This window comes from Ruegeria sp., from assembly GCF_965199275.1.
In the GTDB taxonomy this organism is placed as follows: domain Bacteria; phylum Pseudomonadota; class Alphaproteobacteria; order Rhodobacterales; family Rhodobacteraceae; genus Ruegeria.
In genome coordinates, this window is sequence record NZ_CBDAQX010000035.1 from 78,345 (window position 1) to 104,872 (window position 26,528).

33 protein-coding genes are annotated in these 26,528 nt (G+C 66.7%); 19 read left to right on the forward strand and 14 right to left on the reverse strand.

Annotated elements, in window-relative coordinates:
* Nucleotides 1–18: 18 nt before the first annotated feature.
* From ACOERD_RS29045 to ACOERD_RS29080, 8 genes are all read right to left on the reverse strand, one after another.
* The gene (locus ACOERD_RS29045; RefSeq protein WP_419737798.1) at nt 19–186 is read right to left on the reverse strand and encodes a hypothetical protein; all 168 of its coding nucleotides are present in this window, start codon (nt 184–186) and stop codon (nt 19–21) included.
* Nucleotides 183–1,190, reverse strand: a complete 1,008-nt coding sequence (locus ACOERD_RS29050; RefSeq protein WP_419738683.1) for an AAA family ATPase — start codon at nt 1,188–1,190, stop codon at nt 183–185. The genes ACOERD_RS29045 and ACOERD_RS29050 overlap by 4 nt, the downstream gene beginning before the upstream one ends.
* A gap of 17 nt (nt 1,191–1,207) precedes the next feature.
* Entirely contained in the window at nt 1,208–2,869 is a 1,662-nt protein-coding gene (locus tag ACOERD_RS29055) for a Mu transposase C-terminal domain-containing protein (protein ID WP_419741313.1), read from the reverse strand.
* A gap of 224 nt (nt 2,870–3,093) precedes the next feature.
* The gene (locus ACOERD_RS29060; protein ID WP_419737802.1) at nt 3,094–3,903 is read right to left on the reverse strand and encodes a hypothetical protein; all 810 of its coding nucleotides are present in this window, start codon (nt 3,901–3,903) and stop codon (nt 3,094–3,096) included.
* Entirely contained in the window at nt 3,900–4,223 is a 324-nt protein-coding gene (locus ACOERD_RS29065; RefSeq protein WP_419739069.1) for a hypothetical protein, read from the reverse strand. The genes ACOERD_RS29060 and ACOERD_RS29065 overlap by 4 nt, the downstream gene beginning before the upstream one ends.
* The gene (locus tag ACOERD_RS29070; RefSeq protein WP_419741314.1) at nt 4,220–4,522 is read right to left on the reverse strand and encodes a helix-turn-helix domain-containing protein; all 303 of its coding nucleotides are present in this window, start codon (nt 4,520–4,522) and stop codon (nt 4,220–4,222) included. The genes ACOERD_RS29065 and ACOERD_RS29070 overlap by 4 nt, the downstream gene beginning before the upstream one ends.
* Nucleotides 4,523–4,807: 285 nt before the next feature.
* Nucleotides 4,808–6,550: an IS1634 family transposase gene (locus ACOERD_RS29075; protein ID WP_419737624.1), complete on the reverse strand. Its 1,743-nt coding sequence runs from the start codon at nt 6,548–6,550 to the stop codon at nt 4,808–4,810.
* 42 nt (nt 6,551–6,592) lie between these two features.
* Entirely contained in the window at nt 6,593–7,345 is a 753-nt protein-coding gene (locus tag ACOERD_RS29080) for a helix-turn-helix domain-containing protein (RefSeq protein ID WP_419741315.1), read from the reverse strand.
* A gap of 273 nt (nt 7,346–7,618) precedes the next feature.
* On the opposite strand from ACOERD_RS29080, the gene ACOERD_RS29085 reads away from it, so the two are divergent.
* Nucleotides 7,619–7,888, forward strand: coding sequence for a hypothetical protein (locus ACOERD_RS29085; RefSeq protein WP_419737805.1), 270 nt, complete (start codon nt 7,619–7,621; stop codon nt 7,886–7,888).
* Between the two features lie 400 nt (nt 7,889–8,288).
* Here ACOERD_RS29085 and ACOERD_RS29090 read toward each other — a convergent pair whose 3' ends face one another.
* Together ACOERD_RS29090 and ACOERD_RS29095 are read right to left on the reverse strand one after the other, a co-directional pair.
* Complete coding sequence (locus tag ACOERD_RS29090) at nt 8,289–8,570, reverse strand: hypothetical protein (protein WP_419738681.1); 282 nt, start codon at nt 8,568–8,570, stop codon at nt 8,289–8,291.
* A gap of 44 nt (nt 8,571–8,614) precedes the next feature.
* Nucleotides 8,615–8,845: a hypothetical protein gene (locus ACOERD_RS29095; protein WP_419739070.1), complete on the reverse strand. Its 231-nt coding sequence runs from the start codon at nt 8,843–8,845 to the stop codon at nt 8,615–8,617.
* Nucleotides 8,846–9,153: 308 nt separating this feature from the next.
* On the opposite strand from ACOERD_RS29095, the gene ACOERD_RS29100 reads away from it, so the two are divergent.
* A complete protein-coding gene (locus tag ACOERD_RS29100; protein WP_419741316.1) occupies nt 9,154–10,593 on the forward strand; it encodes a S24 family peptidase in 1,440 nt (479 codons plus the stop codon).
* A gap of 40 nt (nt 10,594–10,633) precedes the next feature.
* Nucleotides 10,634–11,029 (forward strand): hypothetical protein, encoded by a 396-nt coding sequence (locus tag ACOERD_RS29105; protein ID WP_419739072.1) that lies wholly within the window; start codon nt 10,634–10,636, stop codon nt 11,027–11,029.
* 32 nt (nt 11,030–11,061) lie between these two features.
* Here ACOERD_RS29105 and ACOERD_RS29110 read toward each other — a convergent pair whose 3' ends face one another.
* Nucleotides 11,062–11,544, reverse strand: a complete 483-nt coding sequence (locus ACOERD_RS29110; protein WP_419739073.1) for a DNA adenine methylase — start codon at nt 11,542–11,544, stop codon at nt 11,062–11,064.
* Nucleotides 11,545–11,656: 112 nt separating this feature from the next.
* Between ACOERD_RS29110 and ACOERD_RS29115 the strand changes: the two genes are divergently transcribed.
* Nucleotides 11,657–12,202: a hypothetical protein gene (locus tag ACOERD_RS29115; RefSeq protein WP_419740177.1), complete on the forward strand. Its 546-nt coding sequence runs from the start codon at nt 11,657–11,659 to the stop codon at nt 12,200–12,202.
* A gap of 70 nt (nt 12,203–12,272) precedes the next feature.
* On the opposite strand, the gene ACOERD_RS29120 is transcribed toward ACOERD_RS29115, so the two are convergent.
* Nucleotides 12,273–12,971 (reverse strand): 3TM-type holin, encoded by a 699-nt coding sequence (locus ACOERD_RS29120; RefSeq protein WP_419739128.1) that lies wholly within the window; start codon nt 12,969–12,971, stop codon nt 12,273–12,275.
* Nucleotides 12,972–12,982: 11 nt separating this feature from the next.
* Complete coding sequence (locus ACOERD_RS29125) at nt 12,983–13,615, reverse strand: holin-associated N-acetylmuramidase (protein WP_419739129.1); 633 nt, start codon at nt 13,613–13,615, stop codon at nt 12,983–12,985.
* A 190-nt stretch (nt 13,616–13,805) separates the two neighbouring features.
* Between ACOERD_RS29125 and ACOERD_RS29130 the strand changes: the two genes are divergently transcribed.
* Both ACOERD_RS29130 and ACOERD_RS29135 read left to right on the forward strand, forming a co-directional pair.
* Entirely contained in the window at nt 13,806–15,227 is a 1,422-nt protein-coding gene (locus ACOERD_RS29130; protein ID WP_419741317.1) for a hypothetical protein, read from the forward strand.
* Complete coding sequence (locus tag ACOERD_RS29135; protein ID WP_419741318.1) at nt 15,224–15,793, forward strand: hypothetical protein; 570 nt, start codon at nt 15,224–15,226, stop codon at nt 15,791–15,793. The genes ACOERD_RS29130 and ACOERD_RS29135 overlap by 4 nt, the downstream gene beginning before the upstream one ends.
* 84 nt (nt 15,794–15,877) lie before the next feature.
* Here ACOERD_RS29135 and ACOERD_RS29140 read toward each other — a convergent pair whose 3' ends face one another.
* Nucleotides 15,878–16,048: a hypothetical protein gene (locus tag ACOERD_RS29140; protein ID WP_419741319.1), complete on the reverse strand. Its 171-nt coding sequence runs from the start codon at nt 16,046–16,048 to the stop codon at nt 15,878–15,880.
* Between ACOERD_RS29140 and ACOERD_RS29145 the strand changes: the two genes are divergently transcribed.
* The 13 genes from ACOERD_RS29145 to ACOERD_RS29205 all read left to right on the forward strand — a co-directional run bounded on the left by ACOERD_RS29145 (nt 16,041) and on the right by ACOERD_RS29205 (nt 26,516).
* Nucleotides 16,041–17,783: an IS1634 family transposase gene (locus ACOERD_RS29145; RefSeq protein WP_419737624.1), complete on the forward strand. Its 1,743-nt coding sequence runs from the start codon at nt 16,041–16,043 to the stop codon at nt 17,781–17,783. The two genes, ACOERD_RS29140 and ACOERD_RS29145, sit on opposite strands and share 8 nt — an antisense overlap.
* 80 nt (nt 17,784–17,863) lie before the next feature.
* Nucleotides 17,864–18,445, forward strand: a complete 582-nt coding sequence (locus tag ACOERD_RS29150; protein ID WP_419741320.1) for a hypothetical protein — start codon at nt 17,864–17,866, stop codon at nt 18,443–18,445.
* A 10-nt stretch (nt 18,446–18,455) separates the two neighbouring features.
* A complete protein-coding gene (locus ACOERD_RS29155) occupies nt 18,456–19,547 on the forward strand; it encodes a hypothetical protein (RefSeq protein WP_419740356.1) in 1,092 nt (363 codons plus the stop codon).
* 12 nt (nt 19,548–19,559) lie between these two features.
* Entirely contained in the window at nt 19,560–20,078 is a 519-nt protein-coding gene (locus tag ACOERD_RS29160) for a hypothetical protein (protein ID WP_419740355.1), read from the forward strand.
* Entirely contained in the window at nt 20,075–20,515 is a 441-nt protein-coding gene (locus ACOERD_RS29165) for a phage protein Gp36 family protein (RefSeq protein WP_419737935.1), read from the forward strand. Before ACOERD_RS29160 ends, ACOERD_RS29165 begins: the two co-directional genes overlap by 4 nt.
* The gene (locus tag ACOERD_RS29170) at nt 20,512–21,081 is read left to right on the forward strand and encodes a phage virion morphogenesis protein (RefSeq protein ID WP_419737936.1); all 570 of its coding nucleotides are present in this window, start codon (nt 20,512–20,514) and stop codon (nt 21,079–21,081) included. Before ACOERD_RS29165 ends, ACOERD_RS29170 begins: the two co-directional genes overlap by 4 nt.
* On the forward strand, nt 21,078–21,509 hold the full coding sequence (locus ACOERD_RS29175; RefSeq protein ID WP_419740354.1) for a phage tail terminator protein: 432 nt from the start codon (nt 21,078–21,080) through the stop codon (nt 21,507–21,509). Before ACOERD_RS29170 ends, ACOERD_RS29175 begins: the two co-directional genes overlap by 4 nt.
* Before the next feature lie 24 nt (nt 21,510–21,533).
* On the forward strand, nt 21,534–22,316 hold the full coding sequence (locus ACOERD_RS29180) for a hypothetical protein (RefSeq protein ID WP_419737938.1): 783 nt from the start codon (nt 21,534–21,536) through the stop codon (nt 22,314–22,316).
* A 4-nt stretch (nt 22,317–22,320) separates the two neighbouring features.
* Nucleotides 22,321–22,848, forward strand: coding sequence for a DUF6631 family protein (locus tag ACOERD_RS29185; RefSeq protein ID WP_419741321.1), 528 nt, complete (start codon nt 22,321–22,323; stop codon nt 22,846–22,848).
* Nucleotides 22,849–22,974: 126 nt separating this feature from the next.
* A complete protein-coding gene (locus ACOERD_RS29190) occupies nt 22,975–24,186 on the forward strand; it encodes a hypothetical protein (protein ID WP_419741322.1) in 1,212 nt (403 codons plus the stop codon).
* 103 nt (nt 24,187–24,289) lie between these two features.
* Nucleotides 24,290–25,612 (forward strand): phage tail tape measure C-terminal domain-containing protein, encoded by a 1,323-nt coding sequence (locus ACOERD_RS29195; RefSeq protein ID WP_419741323.1) that lies wholly within the window; start codon nt 24,290–24,292, stop codon nt 25,610–25,612.
* Entirely contained in the window at nt 25,612–26,016 is a 405-nt protein-coding gene (locus ACOERD_RS29200; RefSeq protein WP_419737943.1) for a hypothetical protein, read from the forward strand. The genes ACOERD_RS29195 and ACOERD_RS29200 overlap by 1 nt, the downstream gene beginning before the upstream one ends.
* The gene (locus tag ACOERD_RS29205) at nt 26,013–26,516 is read left to right on the forward strand and encodes a DUF1833 family protein (protein WP_419740845.1); all 504 of its coding nucleotides are present in this window, start codon (nt 26,013–26,015) and stop codon (nt 26,514–26,516) included. The genes ACOERD_RS29200 and ACOERD_RS29205 overlap by 4 nt, the downstream gene beginning before the upstream one ends.
* Nucleotides 26,517–26,528 lie beyond the last annotated feature (12 nt).

Sequence of the window (26,528 nt, forward strand, 5' to 3'; positions counted from 1 at the left end):
GGTCTTTTGCATCCGCCGTCAGCCCTCGGCCGCGTCCTCAAAATCCACATGCGCGAAGATCGCCGGCAGCCCGTCTTCCAGCCCGACCGCCTCGATCTCGTGAAAGCCGCCCGGGATGTCGGCGATCCAGACCTCCTCATGGGCGGGCAGCTCAGAGAGCCGTTCGATCAGCTCCTCTACGCTCATGACAGCTCTCCCGCCGCCGCTTCGATATCCGCCTCGGAGATCGCCTCGCGCCCGGCCCCGCGCGCGATCATCCAGGCCCGCGCCAGATGGCGGCGCAACCCGTGCAGCCCGCCGGGGCCTGCGGCGGCGGCGATCAGATGTTTCATCTCGCGGGCGCCCGGTTTGCGTCCCAGCGGTCCTGCGGCAATGGCGGCCACATCGTCGCGGGCCAGCGCCTTGAGATCGACCCGCATGCCGATCCGCCCCGTCACCTGCGGACAGCGCGCCAGCGTCATGCGGATGGTGTCATCGCCGATGAGCGCCAGCCCGCAGCCGGCCATGTCGCGAATGCAGCGGAGCTCATCAAGCAGGGGTGCGCGCAGATGATGCGCCTCATCGACCACGATGAGCGCGCCGCGCCCCTCAAGGCCGGCCACAATCGCCTGCTCGGCCTCCATGGAATGGGTCGGGCGTGCCCCCGCGCCAAGGGCTGTGCCGAGCCGCGAAAGCAGCCGGGGCAGGGTCGTGAGCGTCGGCGAGGCGCGCAGCCAGATCGCCTGCGCCCGGCCCGCGCAATGGGTCTCGGCCGCCCAGGTCTTGCCGCGCCCCGAGGGGCCATGGATCAGCGCCAGATCGCCGGCGGCCTGCGCATAGGCCAGGGCGGCACTGACCGCCCGCGTGGCACAGGTCTCGGCATGGGCATCGAGCCGGGCCCCGCCAAAGGCATGGGCGGCGCGCTCGGCGCGGGTATCAAGCCAGCGCCCGATCCGCGCCTCCACGGCGTCATTGTCGCCGCCATAGCTGCCGTTCAGCCAGCTTGAGAGCGTGGGGGCGCTGACCCCGGGACCGATCTCGGCCGCAGCCCTGGCGCGCGACAGGCCAAAGGCGGCCATTTCCGCCTCCACCCGCGCCCGCAGCTCCGCCGGGGCGGGGGCGGGATCGAGGGCGGCAGAAGCGGGATCGGGGTTCGCAGACTTCCCGCGCGCCTCACGCGCAAGGGGTGTGATGTTTTCTGCCGGTTCCATCGGGGGCTTCTCCTCTCTCAGATGTCTTCATCCAGAAACAGTTTCGCGGCCGCCTCCAGCGCGGGGCTGGCGCCCCCGGCCCCGCCAGCGGTGCGGCGGGAGGCTTTGGGTGCGGCGCTGGACGCAGACCCGCCTGCGCCCGCACGGGCCTCGGCCGCCTTGCCGGCCTCCTTGAGTGCCGGCGTCTCATGGGGTTGATCCGCCCGTGCCCCGGTGCTGGAAAAGGCAATCACCTTGCCCGCCGCCTCCTCAGACGCGCTGAGCACATCCTCCATCGCCCCTTTGGGATTGTGGGCGCGGGCCAGATCGCGGGCGTCCTTGCGGGCGGCCCTGTCGGCCTTGCGGGCCCGGGTTTTCGCCTGCGCCGCAATACGAGCCAGATCAGCCCCGGTGCGCGCGGGGTCCTCGGCCATGAAGAGAAACCGCCCCTCAGGCGAAAACACGAAAAGACGCGCGGGATCGGCAGGGTCATAGCGCAGCTCCACGCGCTCGCCCACGCGGGTGCCCATCTCCGGGGCCATGTACCAGATACCCCCCACCGAAAGGCCGTGCTTGGAAATGGTGCGGCGCGGCCCGTCTCCCGAGCGGCTCACCGGCTCGGCCAGCAGCGGATCAAGCGCGCGCGGATCGCTGATCTTTCTCAGCGGCTCCGCCCAAGCCGCCATGCGCTGAAAAGGGCTCCCGCCGGTGCCGCCATGGGCGCGGCGCCCATAGATGGCCTCGACCCAGATGTCGCATTTGCGCTGCAGCTCCGCCCCGGAAAGCGCGATGTCAAAGGTCTCGGCCGCGTCCGTGCCGCGTCTCCGGGACATGGACTTTTTTGCCTCAAGCTTCTTGCGGTCCATCACGTCATGGCCGGTAAAGCCCGGCAGGAAGGCAAAGAGATCGCGCGTCATCGTGCCGAAAAAGCGCTCGATATAAGGTTTTGCCTCGGGCGTATAGGGCGGGCAGATGTCATGCTGGATGCCCAGGTCCGAGAGCACCCGGGTGAGATGGCGCGAGGTGTAGTCCCGGCCCTCATCGGTGCGCGCCACCTCCGGCACGCCCCAGTCGACAAGGCAGCGCCGCAGGAGCGCGCAGATCGCCGTTGCCCGGCTGGTGGGCACCACCAGAACCTTCGCCCGGCGCGCCCAGACATCAATGGCCCCCACGATCGTATGCCGCCCGTCGGTGCAGATCACATCCGCAGGCGTCGAATCCAGTTCCCAGAGCGCGTTGGGCGCGCGCACTTCCGCCGCCGCGCACCCAAGCGCAGGGGCCAGCCGCGCGCGATGCCCGTCAGGATCAGAGACGGCCGAGAGCGCACGGGCGTTCTCCGCATCGCCCCGCCAGGCCTTCAGCCAGCGTTGTGTCGCGCGCAAGGACGGCGCCTTGCCATAGCGCGCCTTCAGCACCCGCTGCACATGGGAGGCGGTCAGGTGTCCCCCGTGCTCATGGATCAGCGCAAGGGCGCAGTCGCGCATCTGCGCGTCACTGAGCGGCCCGCAGCGCCCGCGCCCGGGCCGGTCGGTCAGCACCACCAGCCGCGCCTCGGGTGCCAGGCCCTGGCAGGTCAAACGCCAGCGGCGCACGGTGTCACCTGTCACCCCGGCCTCGCGCGCGGCCCGGGCATCCGCATCCGCCCGCGCTATCCCTGTGGCTATCAATCGCTCGGAGGCCGCCACCGCATCGAGCCGCATCCGCGCCTGCGCCAGTGCGGCAGACGAGCGGGGTGCGCTCGGGGGTGCGTCTGAACGAGACGGAAGACCGGCGGAAGGCACCGTGCCTGAACGGGTCTTTGAGGGGGCCTTGAGAGCCCCTTTAGCGGGTTTTGAATTGGACAGGCAGGGGGTCGTGCGGGCGCCTTGCAGGGGTGCTGCAGGGGGCGGGTTTGGCGATATGGCGGGTTTGGGTGGTGCGAATGTCATGGGCTATGGCCTGAAATCCCTGCCGGCAAGGGGCCGGCTTGTTCCGGGGTGGCGTCATCAACCGTCATGGCGTCGTGACGGTTTGCATCCGTCGCCAGGCGGGTGAGCGACGCGCTGACTTTTCCGGCCAGCTTCGTAACCCTCTCCTCCAGCGCCCGTCCGATCAGGGCCTCCAGTGACGGGGCCAGGCGGCGGCGTGCATTGCCGTGCAGACTTGCAACCGCGACCGCAAGATCCTCCGATTCCGTCGCAGCGAGAATGCGGCGATAACCCTCCTCCACCATATCAAGGCCTGCCTCGATATCGGCGCGCACACCATCAACCACGCGCCGCGCCGCATCGGGCCCCGCCCGCTCGGCCTTCAGCGCCTCGATCTCCGCCTTCAGTCGCGCGTTTTCACGCTCGGCACGGCCCCTTGCGGAGCGCTCCGCCATCACGCCGCGCAGCCGGTCCACGGACCAGTTGTAAAGCGAGGCCTCGGCCAGAACCGCGTCGCCCTCTTCCGGCTCCAGCCCCGCCACTTCGGCATGATGCGACCAGCTCAGTTCGTCCCGGCGTCGGGACGGTTCGATCCGCCGCGCCACCGAGGCGCGGTTCTTCAATGTGCCCAAAGGCACGTCCAGCTTTTCCGCCAGCCGCGTCATGTCGCCATAGGCCGTCGGGCGCTCGGCAACCCAGTCACCCATCTCCCAGGCAATGCCGTCAAGGCCACGGTCGAACGCCCTTTCGCGCGCCACAATCGAAAGACCCTTCTCTTCCCATTCGGCATCAAGGCGCGCCTCTATCTGTTCGCGGGGCTCAATCATTGTGCGTCCTCTTTTCCAGTGTGGCCTTGCTGATCTTCGGGTTCCGGCAACACGGGGGCGCGTTCGGCCGCCCCTTGAGCCGGTGGCGGGACCGGCCTCACAAGCCGGTAGAGAAAGATGCGCTCCATCGTCATCGGATCGATACCCTGGCGGCAGGCAATCTCCGCGCCGTTGGCGCGCAATTCCGCCACGGCCGCATTCACGGCGCAGACATCCGCCCCCGTCACGATCTCGCGCGTCGAGTGCTCCCGCCCGTCGCGCAAAAACGCGTGCAGGCGCTGCAGGCGCGGGGAGCGGGAGAGGCGCGCCGCATGCATCATGAGCGCCCTCCCCCACAGGGCGCACCGCCACCCGCAGGGGTCTCGTTGAGATGCGCAAGCACCTCCGCCACCATCAGCGCCGCCCCATCACAGGCCTCGATGCGCGCCTGCGCCCGGGCAATGCCACGGGTCACCGCCTTATGATCGCGCCCGCCAAGGGCCGCACCGATGCGCCCATACGTGGCTTGCGTGAGGGCAGCGCACAGGCACATGGCCATCTGCCGCGCCTGTGCAACCTCCCGATCCTTGAAACCCCCGCGCAGCGCATCCGCCTCCAGCCCGGCCACATGGGCGCTCACCAGGACAATCCGCGCCAGCGCGCGGTCCTGCCCGCCCGGCAGATGCGGCAGCGGCGCAAGCTCGCTGAGCAGGGCGCGCAGCTCCGCGCGCGAAAGGGGCGGTGTGTCGCTTTGCGGGACGGGTGCGTGCCCCGTCGCAGGGGATGTTTCCGGGGTTATCTCGGGGAGTGTTTCCTGACTTCCGACATTTTTTCGTATAAGTCATTGATATTATTATGCCTTGGTTGCCAAAAGGCACTACACGGACTTTTTTCGCCAGCGATTGTTTCGGAGTGTTGAGGGAGCTCAGGCTTTGGTCTGGCCAGTTTTTCGGGTGCGCCCGGGGGGTATCTTGAAAGGGGCTTCGTTCCAGGTCAGGCCGACGCAGGTGAGGATGCGTCTGGCATCGACCGTGGCATGGCTTGGCATGCCGTAGCGGTCAGGGGTGCCTTTGTGGCGCAGGATCGAGAGCTGCAATGCGTTCAACTCGTTGCGGATACGAGCCGGGCTCATCGGGTGTCCGAGCAGGTCCAGATGCTTGCGCAGGTGCTGCAGGCAGCAGAAGGCCATGTAGCAGATGGCGATATGGGCCCGGACCCGACGCGGCGACCAGTGATAGATGGGCCGGATTTTCAGATCGTGCTTGTTGGTGCGGAAGCAGGCTTCGATCTCCCACAACTGGTGATAGCGGGCAATGACGTCCTGTGCCTCCAGTTCGTCCGCACCATGAACAACAATGGCATGCAGCCCGTCCCATTGTGCCGCTGCCTTGATCTTTGCATCATCCAGCGTGACGTCCCCGCTGTCGGGGAAGGCCAGGAAGCGGCCATATCCCCGGCTGCTGAAGCTGCCGGGTTTGCGAGAGCGCTTGAGCTTCTTGTGCAGCTTTTCGATTGCCTTGTCGCGCTTGTGGGCATCATTGCGTGCCCGGGTGGGTGACCAGGTCACAATGACCCGCGCTCCCTCCTGGTCGATCACCTTGTACCAGCCCTTCTCGGTTGCCTCTTCAGAACCGTGTCCAGCCCAAGGCTGGCGTCCCTCCGGGCTCAAAATGTTCGCCTTCACGGCGGCCGGGGCGGACTTCATGCGATAGCCGAGGATGTAGGGCAGACCCTTGTTCTGCAACATCTGCTGGTTGTCCTTGCTGAGCATGGCGGCATCGGCCACGAACGTGACCCTGGCCACGTCGAAGCGTCCCTCCAACGCCTTCAGCGCAGCTTCCAGCGTATGACCTTCCCAGGTGTTTCCCGGGAAGAGTTCATAGCCCACAGGCAGCCCATCGGAGGTGACGATCAGCGCCAGCATGACCTGAGCGCGGTGATGCTTGCCATCCTTGCTGAAGCCCTTGGCCAGAAGATGATCCTGCTCGACCCCGTCCGCATCCTCGGCCGGGTCCTCGCGCTCGGTGTCAAAGGCCAGGGTCGTGCAATCGTAGAACAGCACGGTCACTGGCCCGCCCAGCAACTTCTCTGCCGCCGCGTGAGAGGTTTTGCAAATCCCGTCTATCACCGGCGTATTGATGTAATCCATGCTCCGATAGACCACGTCCAGATTGAGCGTGATGCCTGCCTGGTTCTCCAACGCCTCCACGGTCGCGCGCTTGCTCTCGGGCTGTGCGATCCGCGCCATAACCAGCTCTTTCACAATGCGATTGGCACTTTTACGCGCCGCCCCCAGAAGGGCCCCCCAACCCAGTTGGTCATACATCGTCCCCATGACATCCCGCAGACCCAGAGAGACCCGCGCCTCCTCACGGCACTCGGCAAGATCAACGCCAAGCTTGTCCGGCCGCGGAGCGCGGCGCACCAGCGCCTGCAGATCGGCATATTCCGTGGGCGTGAACAGTTCCATTTGCGGCGAGCGATCAATGCGTAATTGCTCCATCAAGCGGCCCGCCAGACGCTTGATATCCTCAATCTCGCTGTCGTTATGGGCCACACCCACATGGCGCAGGATCTTCTGGCGTACCTTGGAGCCGGTGCGGACGGATTCAACGATCTGGATCCGTGTGCGGTTGAGCTTTGCGTCATGTTTGGTGCGGATGAACATGGGCGAAGAGGTTAGCCATCTGAAGGCCCATGTCAATACTTTTTATAATAATGGGGCACTACAACGCGCCTCTGAGCAACCACACCTGAAAACAAACCAAAAACCAGTCAGATCAACAAAAAGGTCGGAAGTCAGGAGCGCCGCCCCATCACAGGCCTCGATGCGCGCCTGCGCCCGGGCAATGCCACGGGTCACCGCCTTATGATCGCGCCCGCCAAGGGCCGCACCGATGCGCCCATACGTGGCTTGCGTGAGGGCAGCGCACAGGCACATGGCCATCTGCCGCGCCTGTGCAACCTCCCGATCCTTGAAACCCCCGCGCAGCGCATCCGCCTCCAGCCCGGCCACATGGGCGCTCACCAGGACAATCCGCGCCAGCGCGCGGTCCTGCCCGCCCGGCAGATGCGGCAGCGGCGCAAGCTCGCTGAGCAGGGCGCGCAGCTCCGCGCGCGAAAGGGGCGGTGTGTCGCTTTGCGGGACGGGTGCGTGCCCCGTCGCAGGGGATGTTTCCGGGGTTATCTCGGGGAGTGTTTCGGGGGCGGTCTTGTCGTCCGCCTCGCGCCCGATCCTGTCGCCCGTCTCAAACGCCATCACGCCGGTGAGCGCCGCCTCTGCGCGGGCCATCGCGCCGCAGGCTTCAAGCTCTGCGCCAAGGGCCGCCGCCTTGCGCAGTCCGCCCAAGGTGGCTTTGGCGGTGCGGGCATCCATGCGGCCGCAGGGTTCGGCCGGGCCGATCGACCGGCCCGCCTCCGCAAGGGCGCGGCGCAATTGCCGGAAATCGGAGGCGGCGCTCATGGGCTCACCGCCCAGGCAAGCACCAGCAGAACCCAGAGTGCCCCGAACAGCGAGACCGCGCCAATGAGATCGCTCAGCCAGTGATCGTCCAGGGCGCGGACGAGCCGGGCAAGAAGGCCTCCACGGACAGGGCCGTGGGGGCAGGTGCTGCGCGCTACAGGCGGGCGCGCAGAGCCAGGGAGTAACCGGTCAGGGGTGGCGGCCGGGTCAGGCGTGACGCCCTCCCCCGCCGCCGGTACCATCGGAGATGCAAACCAACCGATGGAGGAAAAGATGGATCCAGATAACGCCGAAATAATCGCCAAGGTCGCAAGCCGCTCAGCCCGAAGCACACACCATTTACTGATCGCGCTGATTGCCTCCCTGATCGACAGCGGCGCGCTATCAGCGGAGGTATTTGCGGAAAAACTCAACGATATGGAGCGCACCATTCGGAGCGTCAGCCCCGAAGACGCCTGGGATGAACTGGAGATGAGGGTCACGATCAGCCTCATTGATCAAATTCGTGATCTTGTTTCTGGCGGCGAGAAAACGTCACCCTGAGCGCGGCGGCGATCGGCCCCCTGCAATCCATCTCGTCGACGAGCACATTGATCAGCCGATCAGCCGGATCGGCAATCTCGTCAAGATTCGGAGTAGGATGGTTATGCATGGCCGTTACCTCGTTGCTGCAGGGGTGTCGGGCGGGCGGATCATGACAGACCCTCCGCTTTGGCAGGACCGGGCGTAACGCCTGGTCCCGCCGCCGGTTCCATCGGAGATGCAAACCAACCGATGGAGAGATAAATGGATGCGGAAAAATACATGTTAATGACGGAGATCGACCGGCGTATAAGTGAGGCCGGCAATCGGGATTTTGAAACGATCATGAGCATTATGCGCCCCCTCATGGCTGTGGTCAGGGCAGGCCTGCTTTCGGGCGCGATTTCTGTTGATGACGCCATTAAGCTGCTGCCCCCGGGCCGGAATGAGGATCAGGATCGCGGGACGATTGAGCAGTGGGCAAACCCGCGATCCGGCGAATGAACGCACGATCATAGTCGTTTATCTCGATACCCGCCCCGGAGAGATCGTACTCAATCCAGAACACGCCAAGGTCCGAAGATGCGGTGGCAAAGGCGGCGATGACCTTGCGGGTCGCAAGGCGTTCCACCGGGTCTTTCCGGGTTGCCAGAACATCCACGCCACAGATGTATTGTTGCCTGTCGAAGAGTGTGGTGATCATGCAGTCTTGTCCTTGTTCATAGCGGGAGGCGGGCGTGGGGGAGATCATGACAGGCCCTCCGCTTGCGGCCCGGGCGTGCCGTCCCCGCCGCCCTCCCAGACCGGCAAGAGGCCCGCCACGCGGGTGGCCAGCGCATCGCGGCAGGGTGCGCAAAGTGCTGTCATGCGTGCGCAGGCCACGGCGCCCGGCTCCATCAGGTGATCATCCACCCGGATCAGCGCCAGATCGTAGACGCCCGCATCGCGCGCGCCGCAGTGATCGCAGCGCCCGCTCATGCAGCCGCCTCCGCAGCAGGCGAGCCCGGCGTCGGTGCGGGGCGCGGGATGTCAGAGGGCCAGGCGAATTCCGAATTGGCATGGTCAGCGATGTATTGCGCGACTCTTGCTGCGCGGCGGATTGTTACGTCATGACCGCGCTCCAGGCGCCCGCAAAAGTCGCCTGATCCCGCAGCATAGGTCGAGATCGTCTTTACGCTTAGGCCAGCGTGTGCCGCGTAGGCGTGAATTAGGTGTATCAGGGATTGGTTATCCATGACGAACATTTTTTCGTCAAACTTAACCAATTGCAAGTTAAATCTTCATGCGTGACGAATTTCAGCGATGTCGCTATTCATGACGAAATGGAATACAGAGACATTCAGGTTGCCCTTAGAGGGGCTGTTGAGAGGCGCGGCACAAACCCTTATAGAGCCGCGATCGAAGCAGGACTGCCCGGAACGGCTATCAGGCATGCTCTAGAAGGACACGAACCCAAAGTCGGCCGCGCTGCCGAGATCTGCCGCGCCCTTGGCCTCGAGTTCTACATCGGCCCGCCGCGCGATGGTGCGCCTGTCGGCCTGCCGCGCGCGCCGAACTGGAGCGCCTTCACCGATGCAACCCTGCCGCACCGAGGGCTGGCCACCTGCTCGGTGCAGGGCTGGTCGAAGAGCCAGCCCCTGCGCGACCCCCTGCCCAGACCGGAGGATATCATGGACGATGACGCTTTCTGGGTGTCTGCCACGGGGCAGTCGATGATCCCCGAAGGCATCGACGGGGGCTGCGTGTGTCTTGTCTCGCCGGGCCGTGAGGTGCGGGACGGGGACCGGGTCTGGATACTGGATTTTCAGGGGCGCGCGGCGATCAAACGCCTGGTGGAAAAGACAGAAACCGGTTCCCTCAAGCTCCGGGGCTGGCTTCCCAAACGCGACGGCGAGCAGCAGAGCTTTGACGAGGAGCGGCTGCCGGCGGGCATCCGCGAGGTCTACCCGGTGATGGCGGTGTTCCGGGGCAAGCCGGGTACGGAAGGGGCCGAATATATCCCCGACCCGAAAGCGCCTGCCCCCGCCGCGCCACCCGAAGGATCAAACGTCGCCCCTGTGGAGCGGGTGCCGAAGGCGATCACCGACATGCTGGGCCTGCCCGAGGGCGCCAGCGCGGATGCGGTGCTGAAAGCGATGGAGGCAAAGATTGCCACCCGGGGCACGGCCCATGCCACGCCGGTGGCGGCGCTGGAGCGGAAGGTGGCGCGCACGCTCAAGTCCGAGACGCGCTCCCTGAAGGACGAACTGGCGGCACTGCTGGACGCCCGCCTGCCGCCCGCACCGGACGAGGACGAGACCCGAATCAGTCTGCCCTTTGCGGGCGACGTGCGCGCGGGCCCGGGTGCGGGCGAAGAGGTGTTCGAGGAAAGTGAGATAAGCCTGGGCATTCCCGCCGAGGCTTTACCGCCGGGTCTGAGGCCCGAGCGTGCCATTGCGCTGCGCGCCGAAGGGCATACGATGGAGCCCACGATTCGCTCGGGCGATATCCTGGTGATCGACCACGGCGACCGGGAAGCACGCGAGGGCGCGCTCTTCGTGATCCGCACCGAGACCGGTCTTGTGGTCAGGCGGCTCAAACAGGAGGGGCACGGGGGCACGGGGGAATGGATCATGACCAGCGACAACCCTGAGGGCTACCCGCCGCGCCCGGTCGGGCCGGGGGACCATATCCTGGGCCGGGTGATCTGGTTCGGGCCGGAGAAGGCCGTTGTGGTGGGGGGGTGATGATAGGATCAAACGGCGAATCAGTGATGAGGATGGAGATATGGACAGCAACCGAATTATTAACGGCGCTATTAACGGCGCGATAAGTGCAGTATTGGCAACGGTGTTTATTGGGCTGCTCACCGCCGCCGCAAATTTGTTGTCCAACGGCAAAATGGCTGAAGCCCTGGGCGCGGTATCTGATCGAGAGATGAAACAGGTCATCAGCGATTTCGACAAAAAGATCGCACCGAAGCTTGAGGCTTGCAGGGTGTGTTTTCGGGAGGTGGCTAAATCACCAAATCAGTGCAAGCCTCAATATCCGGAAGCGGAAACTTGTAGCGGGTGGAGCACATCGTCTGCAAAAGGCCCGTGGACGCAGATATTTCTCGACGACACAGACGATGGTGCGGGCGGTTGCAAGTATCAATGGCGTCTTGAGTGCCGCGCGAATTAGCCTTCATCAATGGCTTGAACTCCAGCAGTGCCTCACCCGCCGCCTGAGATCAGCAACTCGCTGACCCGCTTGCTGGCCTTTGCATTGGCCGAATAGCGCGTCTCGACCTCTTCGCAATCGGCCCATGCGAAGATCTCGCGGATCTCTGCCCGGTCATTGATCGACAGGATGAACCTTCCCTTGATGCCTTTCAGCAATTCCGCCATGCGCGCAAAATCGGCGCGCGCGAACATGTGCGGGCCATAATCGCCCTCATGGCCCAGGTAGGGCGGGTCGAGATAGAAGAGCGTGCCCGGCGCGTCATAGCGGGCAATGAAGGCCTCCCAGTCCAGGCATTCGATCACGACCCCTGCCAGGCGGGTGTGCAGGTCTTCCAGCAGGGGCTCCAGCGTTGTGAGGTTGAAGCGCGCGGGCCGCTCCTTGCTGACCCCGAAGCTGCGCCCGGTGACCTTGCCGCCAAAGCTTGTGCGCTGCAGGTAGAGAAAGCGCGCGCCGCCCGTCTTGCAGCGGACCATGGTCCGCTGACATTCACGGCGAAGTGTTGGCCCCTTCGGGCGATGGTTGCGGTGAGATTCACGGGGACATAAGCTGTAAACGTGGGGGAATCTGAATCGGAAGGAGAAATTGATGGGCGATTTTGATCCGACATGGATAGCTGTCAGCGTTACATTACTGGCCTTCCTTTGCGGCGCGGGCATATGGATCGGCTCCGTGAATGCAGACCGCAAGTCCTTCAAAGCCTTTATGGCGGAGGTCAGGGATAAGCTGGACAACATTCTGTCACGGCTGCCGCCGCCGCGAGGGGTGGCACCGGGAAGCCCTTTGCAGTTGACGCCATTTGGCGAGAGGCTTTTCAAGGAGATTGAGGCAAGCGTGATCGCAACCAAACTTCTCGGCGAACTCCGCGACAAAATCACGGAGGAAATGACGAACTACGACGTTCAGCAAATGTGCTTCGATTATGTGAAGTTGGAATGGGAGCCGCCGCGCGAAACTGAATTGGCGATCAAGGAAACTGCATATCAAAACGGCACGGATATCGAGACAGTACAGGATGTTATCGCGCTGGAAGCATTTTCATTGCTATCCATGGACGCTGTCGAACAGGAAAGGTCCGCTCCAGATCTGCAAAGTGAACAAAGCAGTTCGCACATTTCTGAATCGGACAGTTGATTTTCACGTCGAGATCACAGACCGCCGCTCGGACATCGAGGAACCGGTCGGCCGCCTCAATCGTGTCTTCTCACGCCGTTCCGGCCAGCCATTCATCAAGGGCGGCATTGCCTGTGGTTTTGCGGGGCTGTTGGGCCTCGCGCCTGGCGGTGCCTGCCCCGGTGCCGGGTACGCGCGGTTCGGCGGTCGCGCCTCGACTGTCCGCTTCGGGAGTGCCCGCTGACGTGCCGTGGCCTTCGGGCTCTGCCGGGGTGTCGTGATGTGCGCCTGTTTCCCCTGCCACTTTCCCTGATGCCGTTTCGCCCGATGGATGATCCTGAGCCGGTCTCAGCCCTTCGATGGCGGCCATGGTCTCGAGGGTGCGGGCGACGTCTTTTGGCGGGCGGGACCTGCGCATTTTCTCAAAAGTGCGTGCCCCGAAATAAAAGCTCATGATCATGCCCAGGATGATCCAGAGATTGTCGGGAACAAGCTCGAGCGCGGTCATGCGGATGGCAAAGCCCTGGGGGTCCCACATGGCGAAGGCAAAAAGCGCGATGGTGCCGAGCGCCATGACCGGGCGTGGCAGGCGGTTGAGCGCGTTGACGACGCGGTCGAAGGCTCCGGCGGGCGGGCTTGCGAACTCGGCGGCAAACTGCGCCAGGGCGGCGGCTTTGGCATCGGCGGCGCGCTGTGCGGAACTTTCCGCATTGGGGCGGAAGGTTTCGATCACCTCGGTGGCGACATTGCGGGTGCCGCCGAAGAGGCCGGAGAGGATGCGCAGGAACATGTGGGGCCTCCTCAGGTCCAGGTGGCAATGCGGGTTTCGAACTGGCGCTGCGAGAGATGGAAGCGCGGGGCGATGAAGTCTTCCGCGCGGCGGATCCAGCCGCCCTTGCCGCCATCGCGGCGGCGCACGTATTTGCGGAACTGCGCCCGGCGCTCGGCGAGGCGGAAGTAATAATCGCGCCGGGCGATGCCATAGGCGTCCGCGAGCGGCGCGCCCTGTGCGGCCAGCGCGTCTGCTGCCCGCGCGGTCTGGGGTCCGATGGCGCCATCGACGCTGACGTCCTGGCCGCAGAGCCGCAGCAGGCGCTGGAGGATCTTGATGGCGTTTGAGCCCGCGTTGACCTGCATGTCGAAGACGCTGGCGTGCAGCGCCTGCGGCAGCCAGTCGATGCGGGGCGCGCGAAAATAGTGCCGCAGGAAGATATCGACGGCCATCTCCTGGGTGAGGCACCTGACATCTTCGCCATCCACATCGCCGTCGCCGTCAAGATCAAGCATGAGGGTGCGCATGGTGTGGATCGTCACGCCCCATTTGGTGGGCCCGCCGGGATCGTCCGGGTCATCCACATAGCCGCCCTCGCGGGCCACGATCTCGCGGGCGATGGCCTCAGGGGTCTGCTCCGGGTGTTGCTCCGGGTGTTGCATGGCGCGCTTTCGTCACATGGGAGGGAGGGGCCGCCCCGCCGCGAGCGGCCCCCCCCCGATATGGTCGCGCCTGTCGGCGGGCGCGCTCGGGGTATATGTGTCTGCGCTTCAGGGTAGCGCGGTTTGGGCTCTTGCGTCAGCGGACCATGGTCCGCTGACGCGCAGGGCTGTGGCTGATAGCCTGGGCCTCATGAGAGTTTCCGCCGCCCCTGCCGCAGCCCCATCCGCTGCCTCTGCCGCCTTTTCCGCGCTGGACGGGTGGATCGATATTTTCCGGGCGGGCACCCATACCGATGCCCATGGGCGGCGCGCGACCTGGACGGAGGCGGACCTGGCCGCGATCGTGGGTGATTATGCCGGGGCCGACCCGGCCCCTGTGGTGCTGGGCCATCCGGACACGGACGGGCCTGCCATGGGCTGGGTCAGCGGGTTGCGGGTGACAGGCGATCGTCTGCAGGCGCGTCTGAGCCGCCTGGATGCGGGGTTTCGGGCGGCGGTGGAGGCGGGGCGTTATGGGCCGCGCTCGGTGGCGCTTGCGCCCCTGTCCACGGGCTGGCGCCTGCGGCATCTGGGCTTTCTGGGCGCATCGCGCCCGGCCATTGAAGGTCTGTCACCTTCGCAGTTTTCCGCGCGCGCCGATGGCGTGCTTGTCTTTTCCTGTCCCCAACCGGAGGGTGTGATGAACCAACCCGTTTTCACCAGCGCAAGGGTGCCGCCGCAGGCTGCGGCCCTGCCGCTTGACGCGCAACCCAGCCCCGTGATGCAGCCCGTGATGGACCCGGGGGCGGCCCGGTTCACGGCCCAGCCTGCAGAACAGATGCAAGTACAGCCCGCAGGACAGATACCAGCACAGCCGGGTGGTGCGCTTGAGGCCCATCCCCTTTCACAGGATGTGGCGCCGCAATTTGCGGTGCAGGCGGCCCAGCTCCCCCAACAAACCCCTCAGCAAGCCCGGCAGCCGGCTCTACAGTTTGTGCCTGTCTCACAGCCGCAGGGTGCGGTCCCGCCGCTTTTTGCGGCCGCGCCGCCCGCCGGGGCGCTGCCGCCGGGGGCCGGCGGTGTGACGGGGCCTCAGACCCGGGATGCGGCGGAAGTGGCCGAGCTGGCCTCGGAACGCCAGCTGCTTTTTGCCGAGCGCCAGCAGATCGCGGCCGAGCGCCTGGCGCGCGAAGGCATGGACCGCGAGCGGGGCGCAAGCGCGCGTGTGGCGGCGCATGTGCAGGCCGGGCGTGTATTGCCGGCGGAAGCGCAGGCCTATGCGGCGCTGTTCTGCGCGCTCGATCAGGGCGGTGGCCAGATCACCATGGCGGGGGTGGACGGGCGGCCGATGGCGCTCAGCCCGTCCCAGGTGCTGGATGGGCTGATCTCGGCCCTGCCGCAACGGGTGCCGCTGGGGCAGGGCACAGCCCTGCACCCCGCACATGCCCCTGCCCCCGCATTCGCGCAGGTGGGCGCACAGGTGGGCGCGCAGGTTTCACCGGAGGCGCAGTTCACGGCGGCCACCCAGGATCTGGCCAACCGGGCGCGGGCGCTGATGGCGGCGGACAAGAGCGGTACGCTTGATCTGCCCACGGCGATCCACCGGGCCGCAAACGGGGAGACGGCGCAATGATGGAGTATCTGCTCACAAAGAGCTTCAAGGCCGGGGCAGGTATTGCCGCGCGCCGGGTCTGCCGGATCACCGATCCCGGCACGGAAGCGGTTCAGGCGGCCGGTCCGGCTGTCCTGCCGCTCGGGATCAGCGCCGATCTTGGTGCAAGCGCCGGCGGGGCGGTGGACATTCATCTTGCGGGCATTGCGATGCTGGAGGCGGGGGGCGCGTTCAGCGCCGGCACCCTGGTGAGCGGCGATGCGAACGGCCGGGGCATTCGCGCCCCGCGCGGCGGTCTGCATCAGCGTGTCGTGGACGGGGGTGCGGCGAATGCAGCCCTTGCGGTTCCGGGTCTGGGGGCCTCTGACAGGCTTGTCGGTGTGATCGAACTGGCAGACGGCTATGCCGACCGCCTGGGCCAGGCCAGCCTCACGGATGATGCGGGCCTGAGCATATCGGTGGCGACCACCGGGGAGCGGCTCCTGGTGAGCTGGCAGGCCCGCGCGCATGCGGTGGGCATCGCCCTGCAAGCCGCGCACGCGCCGGGGGACCTGGTCCGGGTTCTGATCGCGCCGCAACAGATCTGAGGAGGCAGTCATGTTCCAGTTTCAACATCCCGATCCGGCGCAGCTGATGCCGGTTGCGGCCGGGGGCGCGCAGGGGCAGCCCATTCAGGGCGGGGGCCTTCCGGGCCCCGCCTGACTTCCGACCTTTTTGTTGATCTGACTGGGTTTTTGGTTTGTTTTCAGGTGTGGTTGCTCAGAGGCGCGTTGTAGTGCCCCATTATTATAAAAAGTATTGACATGGGCCTTCAGATGGCTAACCTCTTCGCCCATGTTCATCCGCACCAAACATGACGCAAAGCTCAACCGCACACGGATCCAGATCGTTGAATCCGTCCGCACCGGCTCCAAGGTACGCCAGAAGATCCTGCGCCATGTGGGTGTGGCCCATAACGACAGCGAGATTGAGGATATCAAGCGTCTGGCGGGCCGCTTGATGGAGCAATTACGCATTGATCGCTCGCCGCAAATGGAACTGTTCACGCCCACGGAATATGCCGATCTGCAGGCGCTGGTGCGCCGCGCTCCGCGGCCGGACAAGCTTGGCGTTGATCTTGCCGAGTGCCGTGAGGAGGCGCGGGTCTCTCTGGGTCTGCGGGATGTCATGGGGACGATGTATGACCAACTGGGTTGGGGGGCCCTTCTGGGGGCGGCGCGTAAAAGTGCCAATCGCATTGTGAAAGAGCTGGTTATGGCGCGGATCGCACAGCCCGAGAGCAAGCGCGCGACCGTGGAGGCGTTGGAGAACCAGGCAGGCATCACGCTCAATCTGGACGTGGTCTATCGGAGCATGGATTACATCAATACGCCGGTGATAGACGGGATTTGCAAAACCTCTCACGCGGCGGCAGAGAAGTTGCTGGGCGGGCCAGTGACCGTGCTGTTCTACGATTGCACGACCCTGGCCTTTGACACCGAGCGCGAGGACCCGGCCGAGGATGCGGACGGGGTCGAGCAGGATCATCTTCTGGCCAAGGGCTTCAGCAAGGATGGCAAGCATCACCGCGCTCAGGTCATGCTGGCGCTGATCGTCACCTCCGATGGGCTGCCTGTGGGCTATGAACTCTTCCCGGGAAACACCTGGGAAGGTCATACGCTGGAAGCTGCGCTGAAGGCGTTGGAGGGACGCTTCGACGTGGCCAGGGTCACGTTCGTGGCCGATGCCGCCATGCTCAGCAAGGACAACCAGCAGATGTTGCAGAACAAGGGTCTGCCCTACATCCTCGGCTATCGCATGAAGTCCGCCCCGGCCGCCGTGAAGGCGAACATTTTGAGCCCGGAGGGACGCCAGCCTTGGGCTGGACACGGTTCTGAAGAGGCAACCGAGAAGGGCTGGTACAAGGTGATCGACCAGGAGGGAGCGCGGGTCATTGTGACCTGGTCACCCACCCGGGCACGCAATGATGCCCACAAGCGCGACAAGGCAATCGAAAAGCTGCACAAGAAGCTCAAGCGCTCTCGCAAACCCGGCAGCTTCAGCAGCCGGGGATATGGCCGCTTCCTGGCCTTCCCCGACAGCGGGGACGTCACGCTGGATGATGCAAAGATCAAGGCAGCGGCACAATGGGACGGGCTGCATGCCATTGTTGTTCATGGTGCGGACGAACTGGAGGCACAGGACGTCATTGCCCGCTATCACCAGTTGTGGGAGATCGAAGCCTGCTTCCGCACCAACAAGCACGATCTGAAAATCCGGCCCATCTATCACTGGTCGCCGCGTCGGGTCCGGGCCCATATCGCCATCTGCTACATGGCCTTCTGCTGCCTGCAGCACCTGCGCAAGCATCTGGACCTGCTCGGACACCCGATGAGCCCGGCTCGTATCCGCAACGAGTTGAACGCATTGCAGCTCTCGATCCTGCGCCACAAAGGCACCCCTGACCGCTACGGCATGCCAAGCCATGCCACGGTCGATGCCAGACGCATCCTCACCTGCGTCGGCCTGACCTGGAACGAAGCCCCTTTCAAGATACCCCCCGGGCGCACCCGAAAAACTGGCCAGACCAAAGCCTGAGCTCCCTCAACACTCCGAAACAATCGCTGGCGAAAAAAGTCCGTGTAGTGCCTTTTGGCAACCAAGGCATAATAATATCAATGACTTATACGAAAAAATGTCGGAAGTCAGGAAAGAGCTTCAAGGCCGGGGCAGGTATTGCCGCGCGCCGGGTCTGCCGGATCACCGATCCCGGCACGGAAGCGGTTCAGGCGGCCGGTCCGGCTGTCCTGCCGCTCGGGATCAGCGCCGATCTTGGTGCAAGCGCCGGCGGGGCGGTGGACATTCATCTTGCGGGCATTGCGATGCTGGAGGCGGGGGGCGCGTTCAGCGCCGGCACCCTGGTGAGCGGCGATGCGAACGGCCGGGGCATTCGCGCCCCGCGCGGCGGTCTGCATCAGCGTGTCGTGGACGGGGGTGCGGCGAATGCAGCCCTTGCGGTTCCGGGTCTGGGGGCCTCTGACAGGCTTGTCGGTGTGATCGAACTGGCAGACGGCTATGCCGACCGCCTGGGCCAGGCCAGCCTCACGGATGATGCGGGCCTGAGCATATCGGTGGCGACCACCGGGGAGCGGCTCCTGGTGAGCTGGCAGGCCCGCGCGCATGCGGTGGGCATCGCCCTGCAAGCCGCGCACGCGCCGGGGGACCTGGTCCGGGTTCTGATCGCGCCGCAACAGATCTGAGGAGGCAGTCATGTTCCAGTTTCAACATCCCGATCCGGCGCAGCTGATGCCGGTTGCGGCCGGGGGCGCGCAGGGGCAGCCCATTCAGGGCGGGGGCCTTCCGGGCCCCGCGCTCTTTGCGACCCCGCCCGGTCAGGGCAACCTGCCGCCCGGCGCGCGCTTTGCCGCCGGTCCCGCGCCCAGCCCCTATCCGGTGGATTTTCATCGCTCGGGCATTGCCGTGGGCTATGCCAATGATGAATATATCGCCGATCTGATCCTGCCGCGCCTCGCGGCCCTGATGCGCCGCGAATACCGGTTCAACCGCTATCCCATTGAGGAGCATTTCACGGTGCCGCCCACCCGGGTGGGGCGCCGCTCCGCGCCTGCCATGGTGCATCTGAGCTCGGCCGAGGACACCCGGTCCGTGGAGGATTACGGGCTGGATGACGCGATCCCGGCCGATGACGTGACCAACACAGCCCCCACCGCGATGAACCCGATCGACCGCGCGTCGATGGTGCTGACCGATCTTCTGATGATCGCGCGCGAATTGCGCGTGGCGGAACTGGTGTTCAATCCGGCCCATTACCCCGACACCAACAAGATCACCCTGTCGGGCAGCTCGCAATGGACCCATGCCGACAGCAACCCGCTCAGGGATATCGTTGCGGCGCAGACCGGCATGATCGTCAAGCCCACCGATATCGCCATGGGCGAGGAGGTCTTTGCCGCCCTGCGCACCCATCCGCGCATGCTCAAGGCCACCCATGCCAATGACGGGGATTCCGGCATTGCCAGCCGCGAGGCGATGGAGCGGGTGTTGATGCTGCGCATCCATGTCGGCTCAGCCCGGGTCAACACCGCCCGGCCCGGCCAGGCGGCCAACCTGGCCCGCTGCTGGGGCAAGCACGCGCTGCTTTATCGCCGCGATCCCAACACCGACTATAAAGGCCCGCCCAGCCTGGGCTTCACCGCCCCCTATCTGGGCCGCCAGGTGATGGTGGGGTTCGATCCGCGCATCGGGGTGCGCGGCACCTATGTGGTGCGCGTGGTCGACAGTTGCGACGAGGCGATGGTTGCGAAACTGGCGGGGTATTTCTTCCGCAACGCGGTGGCGTGAGAGGAGGGGCGAATGACACGGACACAAGCTGCGAACGCAGGCGCACATCCCGCCCCGGCCGTTCAGAAAGGTGATCTCGAGATCCGGCTTTTGAGCGCAGTCAAACATGACGGGCTGCATTACCCGGCGGGCGCGGTCGTGACCTGGCCGCGCGCGGCCGCAGAGCTGCTCATCGCGGGCGGGGATGCGGTGGAGCCCGGCGCGGGGGCCGACACCGACCTGCCTGACCCGGATGCCCCGCCCGGCCCGCCCGGCCCGGATGCCCCTGCTCCCCCTGCCGACCCGGAGCGCACGGAGCGCACAGAGCCCGCGCAGCGCAGGGCGGCCCTGATCCGCGCGATGGCCGCCCTGGAGCCGGGCCATCCCGATCACTGGACGCGGGGCGGCAAGCCCGAAATCCGCGCGCTGGCTCAGATCACCGGGCTGCGCGACATCCGCGCGGCGGAGCGCGATGCGGCCTGGGAGGCCGCGCAGGCCGCAGAAGGCGGCAGGGCGGAGACGGGGCCAGAGACGGGGCGAGACACCACATGAGCTACGCGGCGGCAGCGGATCTGCGCGCCCGCTTTGGCGCGGACGAGATCGACCAGCTTCTGGATCAGGACGCTGACGGCCGGCCCGATGACGGCCGGCTTGAGGCGGTGCTGGCGGATGCGGCGGCGGCGATCGATGCGCGCCTTGCCCGCCTCTATGATCTGCCCCTGCCGGAGGGCGATTACCCGCTTTTGCGCGCCATCGCCTGTGATCTGGCCCGCGCGCGTCTTTATGACGACGAGATGTCCGATACGGTCAAACACGCCGCCCGGCGGGCGCGGGCGCAGCTTGGCGCCCTGGCCGGGGGCCAGGCCGTTCTGGTGCGCGCGGACGGCAAAGCGGTGAGACGGCGGGCGCAAACCCCGCGCATCGCGGCCCCGCAGGGCCCGGTCGCGGACGGCTTTGGCGACACATCCTGCCCGGAGCGCGGGCGATGAGCGGGGCGCGGATCGAGATCGCGCTGGAAGGCAGCGCGCTGCGCGCCACGCTGGGCACTCTGGCCGGACGGCTTGGAGAGCCTGCCGAGCGCGCCGATCTCCATGACGCAATCGGGGCGCTGCTGGCCGACGGGGTGCAGCGGCGCTTCATTGCCGCGCAAGACCCCGACGGCACCCCCTGGGTCGAAAGCGAACGGGCAAAAGCCGGGGCGCGCGGCGGCAGGACACTGACCGATACCGGGCGTTTGCAGCACTCGATCACCTGGTCGGTTGAGGCCGATGGCGTGCTGGTGGGCACCAATGTGGAATACGCCGCCATTCACCAGTTCGGCGGCGAGATCGAACAGAGCGCGCGGACCCAGGTTCTGGCCTTCGATGGGCAGGGGCGGTTTGCCGCGCGCAAGAGCACGCGCCGGCGCAAGACGGGCAGTGTGCCCATTGCGATCGCGCAGATCGGCGCGCGGCGCATCACACTGCCCGCGCGCCCCTTTCTCGGGATCGACGCGGAGGATCGCCTGGGCCTTGCCGGGGTGATGCAGGACTGGCTTGAGGCCGCGCTGCCATGAGCCGGGTGACGGGACATGAGGCGCCCCGGGCCATCGTGGAGCGGCTTTCCGAGGCGGGCGGGCTTGAGGGTGTCGAGATCTGCGAGAGCCTGCGCGGAGTGCCGCAGATGAAGGGCAAACCCGTGATCGCGGTGCTGACCTTGCGCGAAAGCGGCGCCGATCCGGTGAACCGGCAGAGCGCTGCCGCCCGGATCATCACCCGCCTGGCCGTGGTTGTGGCCATCCCGCTGCGCAACGATCCCGGAGGATCAAGGGCCAGATTGCAGCTGACACCGATCCTGGAGACGATCCGCACACATCTTGCGGCGTTTCGCCCGCCCGGCGCCAAAGAGCCGCTCATCTGGCGCGAGGGACGCCTGGCGGAACTGACCCCGTCGCGCGCGGTCTGGGAGGAGGGGTTTGATCTCATCTGGTGGGTGAAGACCTGAACAGCACATGGAAGGAAAGACGCGATGCGCGAGGAGCACCATAAAAACCAGATCGTGGTGGGGGCCGGCTGGCTCTACCTGATCGAGCCGGAAGGCGGTGAGCGGTACCTGGGCGAACTGCCCTCCTGTTCCGTCACCGTGACAAGCGAGTATATCACCGTGGAAAGCAGCAACGGGCCTGTGCGCCGCCGCCTGGTGCACAAGCCCCGCAGCGTGACGCGGCGGATGGATATCGAACTGGAGGATATGAGCGCAAAAAACCTCGCGCTCTTCATCCTCGGCGAAACCGGCCGTGATGCGCAATCCGCGCAGGTGGTGGAAGGCGAGCTGCTCTCCGCCTTGCGCGAAGATGTCTGGTACCAGCTGGGCGTGAGCCGCGCGCGCCCCGAAGGGGTCTCGGCCATCGCCGCCACCCCGGCGGTGACGGTCAGGAAAGGCGCGAGCGGCAACACCGCCCTAGACGCGGCGCATTACAGGATCGATCATGGCAGGGCCCGGATCCTCTTCACCGATCTCGAGCCCATCAGCGGCGCCTCCAAGGCGGTGCGCGTGAGCTACACCCCGGTGGCACAGACCCTGGCGCGCGCGACCTCCTCGGAGGCACAGCTGCGCGAGTTCGGCCTGCGCTATATCGAGGATGCGGTGGAGGGCGTGGGCAAGCGCCTTTTTGCGCCGCGCTGCACGGTGTCGCCCAACGGGCAGATGGCCCTGAAAAACCCGACCCAGGCGCAGCGCATCCCGCTGCAGGTGGAAATTCTCGAACCAGATGCGGGCGCGGCGCTGGTGATCTACGGACCGGAGGGCTGATCCGATGCGCAAAACCCGCAAACATACCGCAGAGACAGATCCCGGGACAGCGGAACCCGGGACCCCCGATCCGCGCCAGTGTGAGGCGGCGGTTCTGCTCCCGGACATGGATCTGATGCTGCAGGACCCCGAAACCGGCGCGGAGGTGAGCGTAACCGTGCGCGAGTTCCGCTTTATGGACGGGCTGAACGTGCAGGCCCGCGCGCGGGGGCTCATCGAGGACCTGGCCGCGCTTCTGGGGGAGCCCGAGGGCATGACGCCGGCGCGGGTGGCGGAAGTTCTGGGCACACATGCCGATCTCTGGGCGGATATCTGTGCGATCTCGACGGGTCGCGCGCCGGACTGGATCGCGGCGCTGCGCGAGCCTTGGGCGGGGATGCTCACGATGGCGGTCTGGCAGGTCAACACCGATTTTTTTACCGCGCGTCTTCTGGGCCAGCACCTGGGCCGGGAGACGATGAGCGCATATTGGGCCTCGCTGAGCTCCTCAGCCTTCTTGCCAGCGCAGGACATGGACGCCCCGACGAGCTGATGGCGACCCTCACCTGGCGGCAGATGGTGCTTTACGGGCGCGCCGCCGAGCGGCAGCGGATGCGCGGGTTTGCGACGATGATGGCGGCGCTCATGAGAGAGGGCGGAGGAGGAGGAGAGAGCGGAGATGGCGGATAACACGCTTGAGCTGGCCATGCGCGTCACGGCGGATACAAAAGCGGCCGCGACAGAAGTGCAACGGCTGGGCGGGGTGATCAAACGCTCAAGCCGGGAGGTGGCGCGCGCCAATGCGGTCGCTGCGCAATCGGCGGGTGAGGCGGCACGGGCCGCGCATGAACTGGAACGCGCCCAGGCAGAAGTTGGACGCGAACACTCCGACGCCGCGCGCACAGCGCTGGAGGACGCGCGCGCAAAGGACCGGCTGGCCCGCGCCGCCCTGCGCACAGCCCGCGCGAATGTTCAGGCCGCAGGTGCCACGCTCGCGGCGGCGCGCGCCGCGGCCCGTGCGGCGGGCGCGATGGACATGCAGGCCGCATCTGCCAGCCGCGCGGCCAATGCCAACCGCGCGCTTGCGGGCGCAGGCCGCTCCAGCCGCGCGGCGATACAGAACCTGGCTTTCCAGGTACAGGATTTCGCGGTGCAGACCGCCGCCGGGACAGCCGCCAGCGTGGCGCTGGCGCAGAACCTGCCGCAGCTTTTGGGCGGCTTTGGCGCGCTGGGGGCGGTTCTGGGGGCCGTGGTCGCGGTGGGCCTGCCGCTGGCGGGAGCGCTTTTTGACCTGGGCGAAGAGGCGGGTGAGGCGGGTGAGGCCTCCGAGCGGCTGGCGGAGGCCGCCGAGCGGCTGCGGTCCCTGCGCGCCCTGGCGCGCGACGTCGAGGCGCTGGCGGAAAGATACGGGGCCGCCGCCGACCAGGCGCGCGGATTGATTGCCGCCCAGGAGGCACTGGCGCGGCGCGATGCGGCGCGGGCCGTTGCGGAGGTGATCGGAGAGCTGGAGGATGCGGCTGGCCCGGCCTCTCTTGCGGCCACGCGCCGGACACGAGCCGATGAAGAGACGCTGCTGGCAGATCTGGCCGCCCGGGCCCGGGCGGCGTTTTCCGGCCCGCTTGAGGACCTGGTTAGCCAGGTCACCGAGACAAGGGAGGTGGCGCAGGCGGAACTGGCGCAGATATTCGATGGAGACGAGCTCGACGCGGCGGCGCGGCGCTTCGGCGTCACGGTGCAGGAGCTGCTGGAGGAGATTGCCCTTCAGGCGCAACCGGAGGCGTTTGCGCGGGCCTCGCGCGCGACATGGACGATCTGGGCGCACGGGCGCGCGCGGCCCAGACAGAGCTGGCCCAGGCCTTCGGTCTCACCGAAGAGGCCGCCGCCCGGGTGATTGAGGCCTTCCGGGGCTTGCGGGCGGGTGAGGGGGAAGAGGCGCGGCGCGCAGGGCAGCCTTTGAGGCGCTGCGCACCGCGCTCGTCACCACGGGGGCGACAGTGCGGAGCCAGAGCGAGACCCAGCGCGCCGCCCTTGAGGCCTTTATCCGCAAGGTGCTGGAGGCCGAGGACCAGGTGCTCGCGCTGGCCGGTGCCGGCGCGCAGATCGCGCCGGGGCTGGAAAGCGGGGTTCTCGTGGCCGACCGCCTGGCCGAGCGGTTGCGGCAGGCGGCAAGCGAGATGGAGCGCTTTGGCAGATCGGCCGATGCGCGCCTGGACGAGGCCAGGCTGCGACGCGCGCACGCGCACGATCCGGTGGCGCTGGCGCGCGCGCTCAGCCTGCACAGATCAGAACGCGAGATCGCGCCTGTTGAACAGGGCTATGTGGCAGGTGGCCTCACGGCCGAGGAAGCGCGGGCGCGCACAAGGGGTTTGCGCGAGACGGCGGAGGCTGCGGCGGAGGCGGCAGCCGAGACCGCCCGGCTCGGGGCGCAGTTGCGTGCGGCAGGCAGCGCCGAGCGCGCGGGGTCTCGCGCGGCCGCCCGCGCGGCGGCAAAGCTGCGCCGCGAGATGGAAAAGGCGCGGCAAGAGGCGCGCAAGCTGGAAACCGCGCTGGCGCGGACGCTGGGCACTTATGCGCGCGATGCCATCGAGAGCCGCGACGAGGTGGCGCAGGCCTGGGGTGCGGGGTTTAAGGGGCTGGAAGACGCCCTCACCCGCTTTGTCACCACCGGCAAGGCGTCTTTTGGCGATCTGGCCAATTCCATCATCGCCGATCTGGCGCGGATCGCCATTCGCCAGAATATCACCGGGCCGCTGGCCGATGCCCTGGGCGGGGTGTTCGGGGGAGGTGCAGCCCCCCGCAGCTCCCCGCGCCCCCGCGCGCGCCCGTTTCATGACGGCGGTGTCCCGAAAGTGGAGCGTAATCCTGCCCCGGTCGCTTTTGCCCCTGCACTCAAGCCGGGCGAGGTCCATACCGTGCTGATGGAAGGCGAGGCGGTGCTGACCTCGGCGCAATCGCGGGCCCTGCTGGCGGGGCGCGCGGACAGCCCCGATCAGGCCCGGGCCCAGGCGATCCTGCGCGAGGCGGCGCGCTATCATGCCGGCGGCGTGGCCGGTGTGCCGGGCGTGCCGGGACTGCGCGGCCACGATATCCCCAGCCTGCGCCTGCCGGGGCGCAGCGGTTCAGAGGCATCAGGGGCCGGGCCGGGACCGCGCGTTGATATCTCGATCGACAATCGCGGCACCGCGCAGCGCGCGGTGGAGGCGCACGCCAGTTTCAGCCCCGATCGCTGGGTGATCGGCCTCGTCGTCGAGGACATCCTCACAAACGGCCCCATCGGCCAGGCCGTCCGCACCACCACCGGGGAGAGCCCCTACTGATGTCCGCCCCCCTCTCTCCCACAAGGCCCGCATGGCCCGCTTATGCACGGATCGACCCGGCCCGGCAGATCCTGCCCGTCACCGTGGTCGAGCGCACCGGGTTCGACGATGGCGCGATACGCCAGGTGCGCCGCTTTACCGCCACCCCCGCCCGCCGCCGGATCCGCGCCTGGCTCCTGGGCAGCCGGGAGGCAGGTATCACGCGCAGCCCCGATGAAGACCTCATCCGGTTCCGCGCCTGGGCCGGGGCCAATGCCCATCGCCCGTTTCGCTTTCCCGACGAGACCGGGGCGCGGGTCATGATGCGCGTGGTGGGCGGGGATGGCGGCATCAGCTACCGCGCGCATGTCGCGCCCGCCGGGCGGCGCAGCTGGGAACTTGAGATGGAGCTGGAAACCACATGAGCAAAGCCGAAAACGCCGCGCGCGCCCGCGCGCGCATTGCCGCAAGCCCGAAAGACAGCCAGTTGGCGGCGCTGGAAATCGCGCACCCGGAGCTTTCCGCCCGGGTGCGCATCATCAATGACGGCCAGAGCCGCGACCGGGTGGTCGGGGGGCGCAAATATATCGCCCTGGGCTTTGAGGCCCGCATCGCCACGGACGCACCCGACCGGGTGCCGGCGGCGGAACTGGCGATTGACAATGTGGGCCGCGAGCTCACCGCCTGGATCGATGGGGCGCGCGCCACCGCCAGCGGCATCCATGGCATCACCGTGCGGGTCATGATCGTCACCGCGCGCGCGGATACCCCCGTTGCCACCCCCGATTATGACGTCACCATGGATGTGCTGCAGATCACCGCCACCAGCCGCAAGGTGACCGCCCGGCTGGGCTTTGATCCGCTCCTGGGCCGCGCGGGTGTAACCCTGCGCCACGATCCCGCCACCTCTCCCGGCCTGTTCTGATGGGGCTGTTCT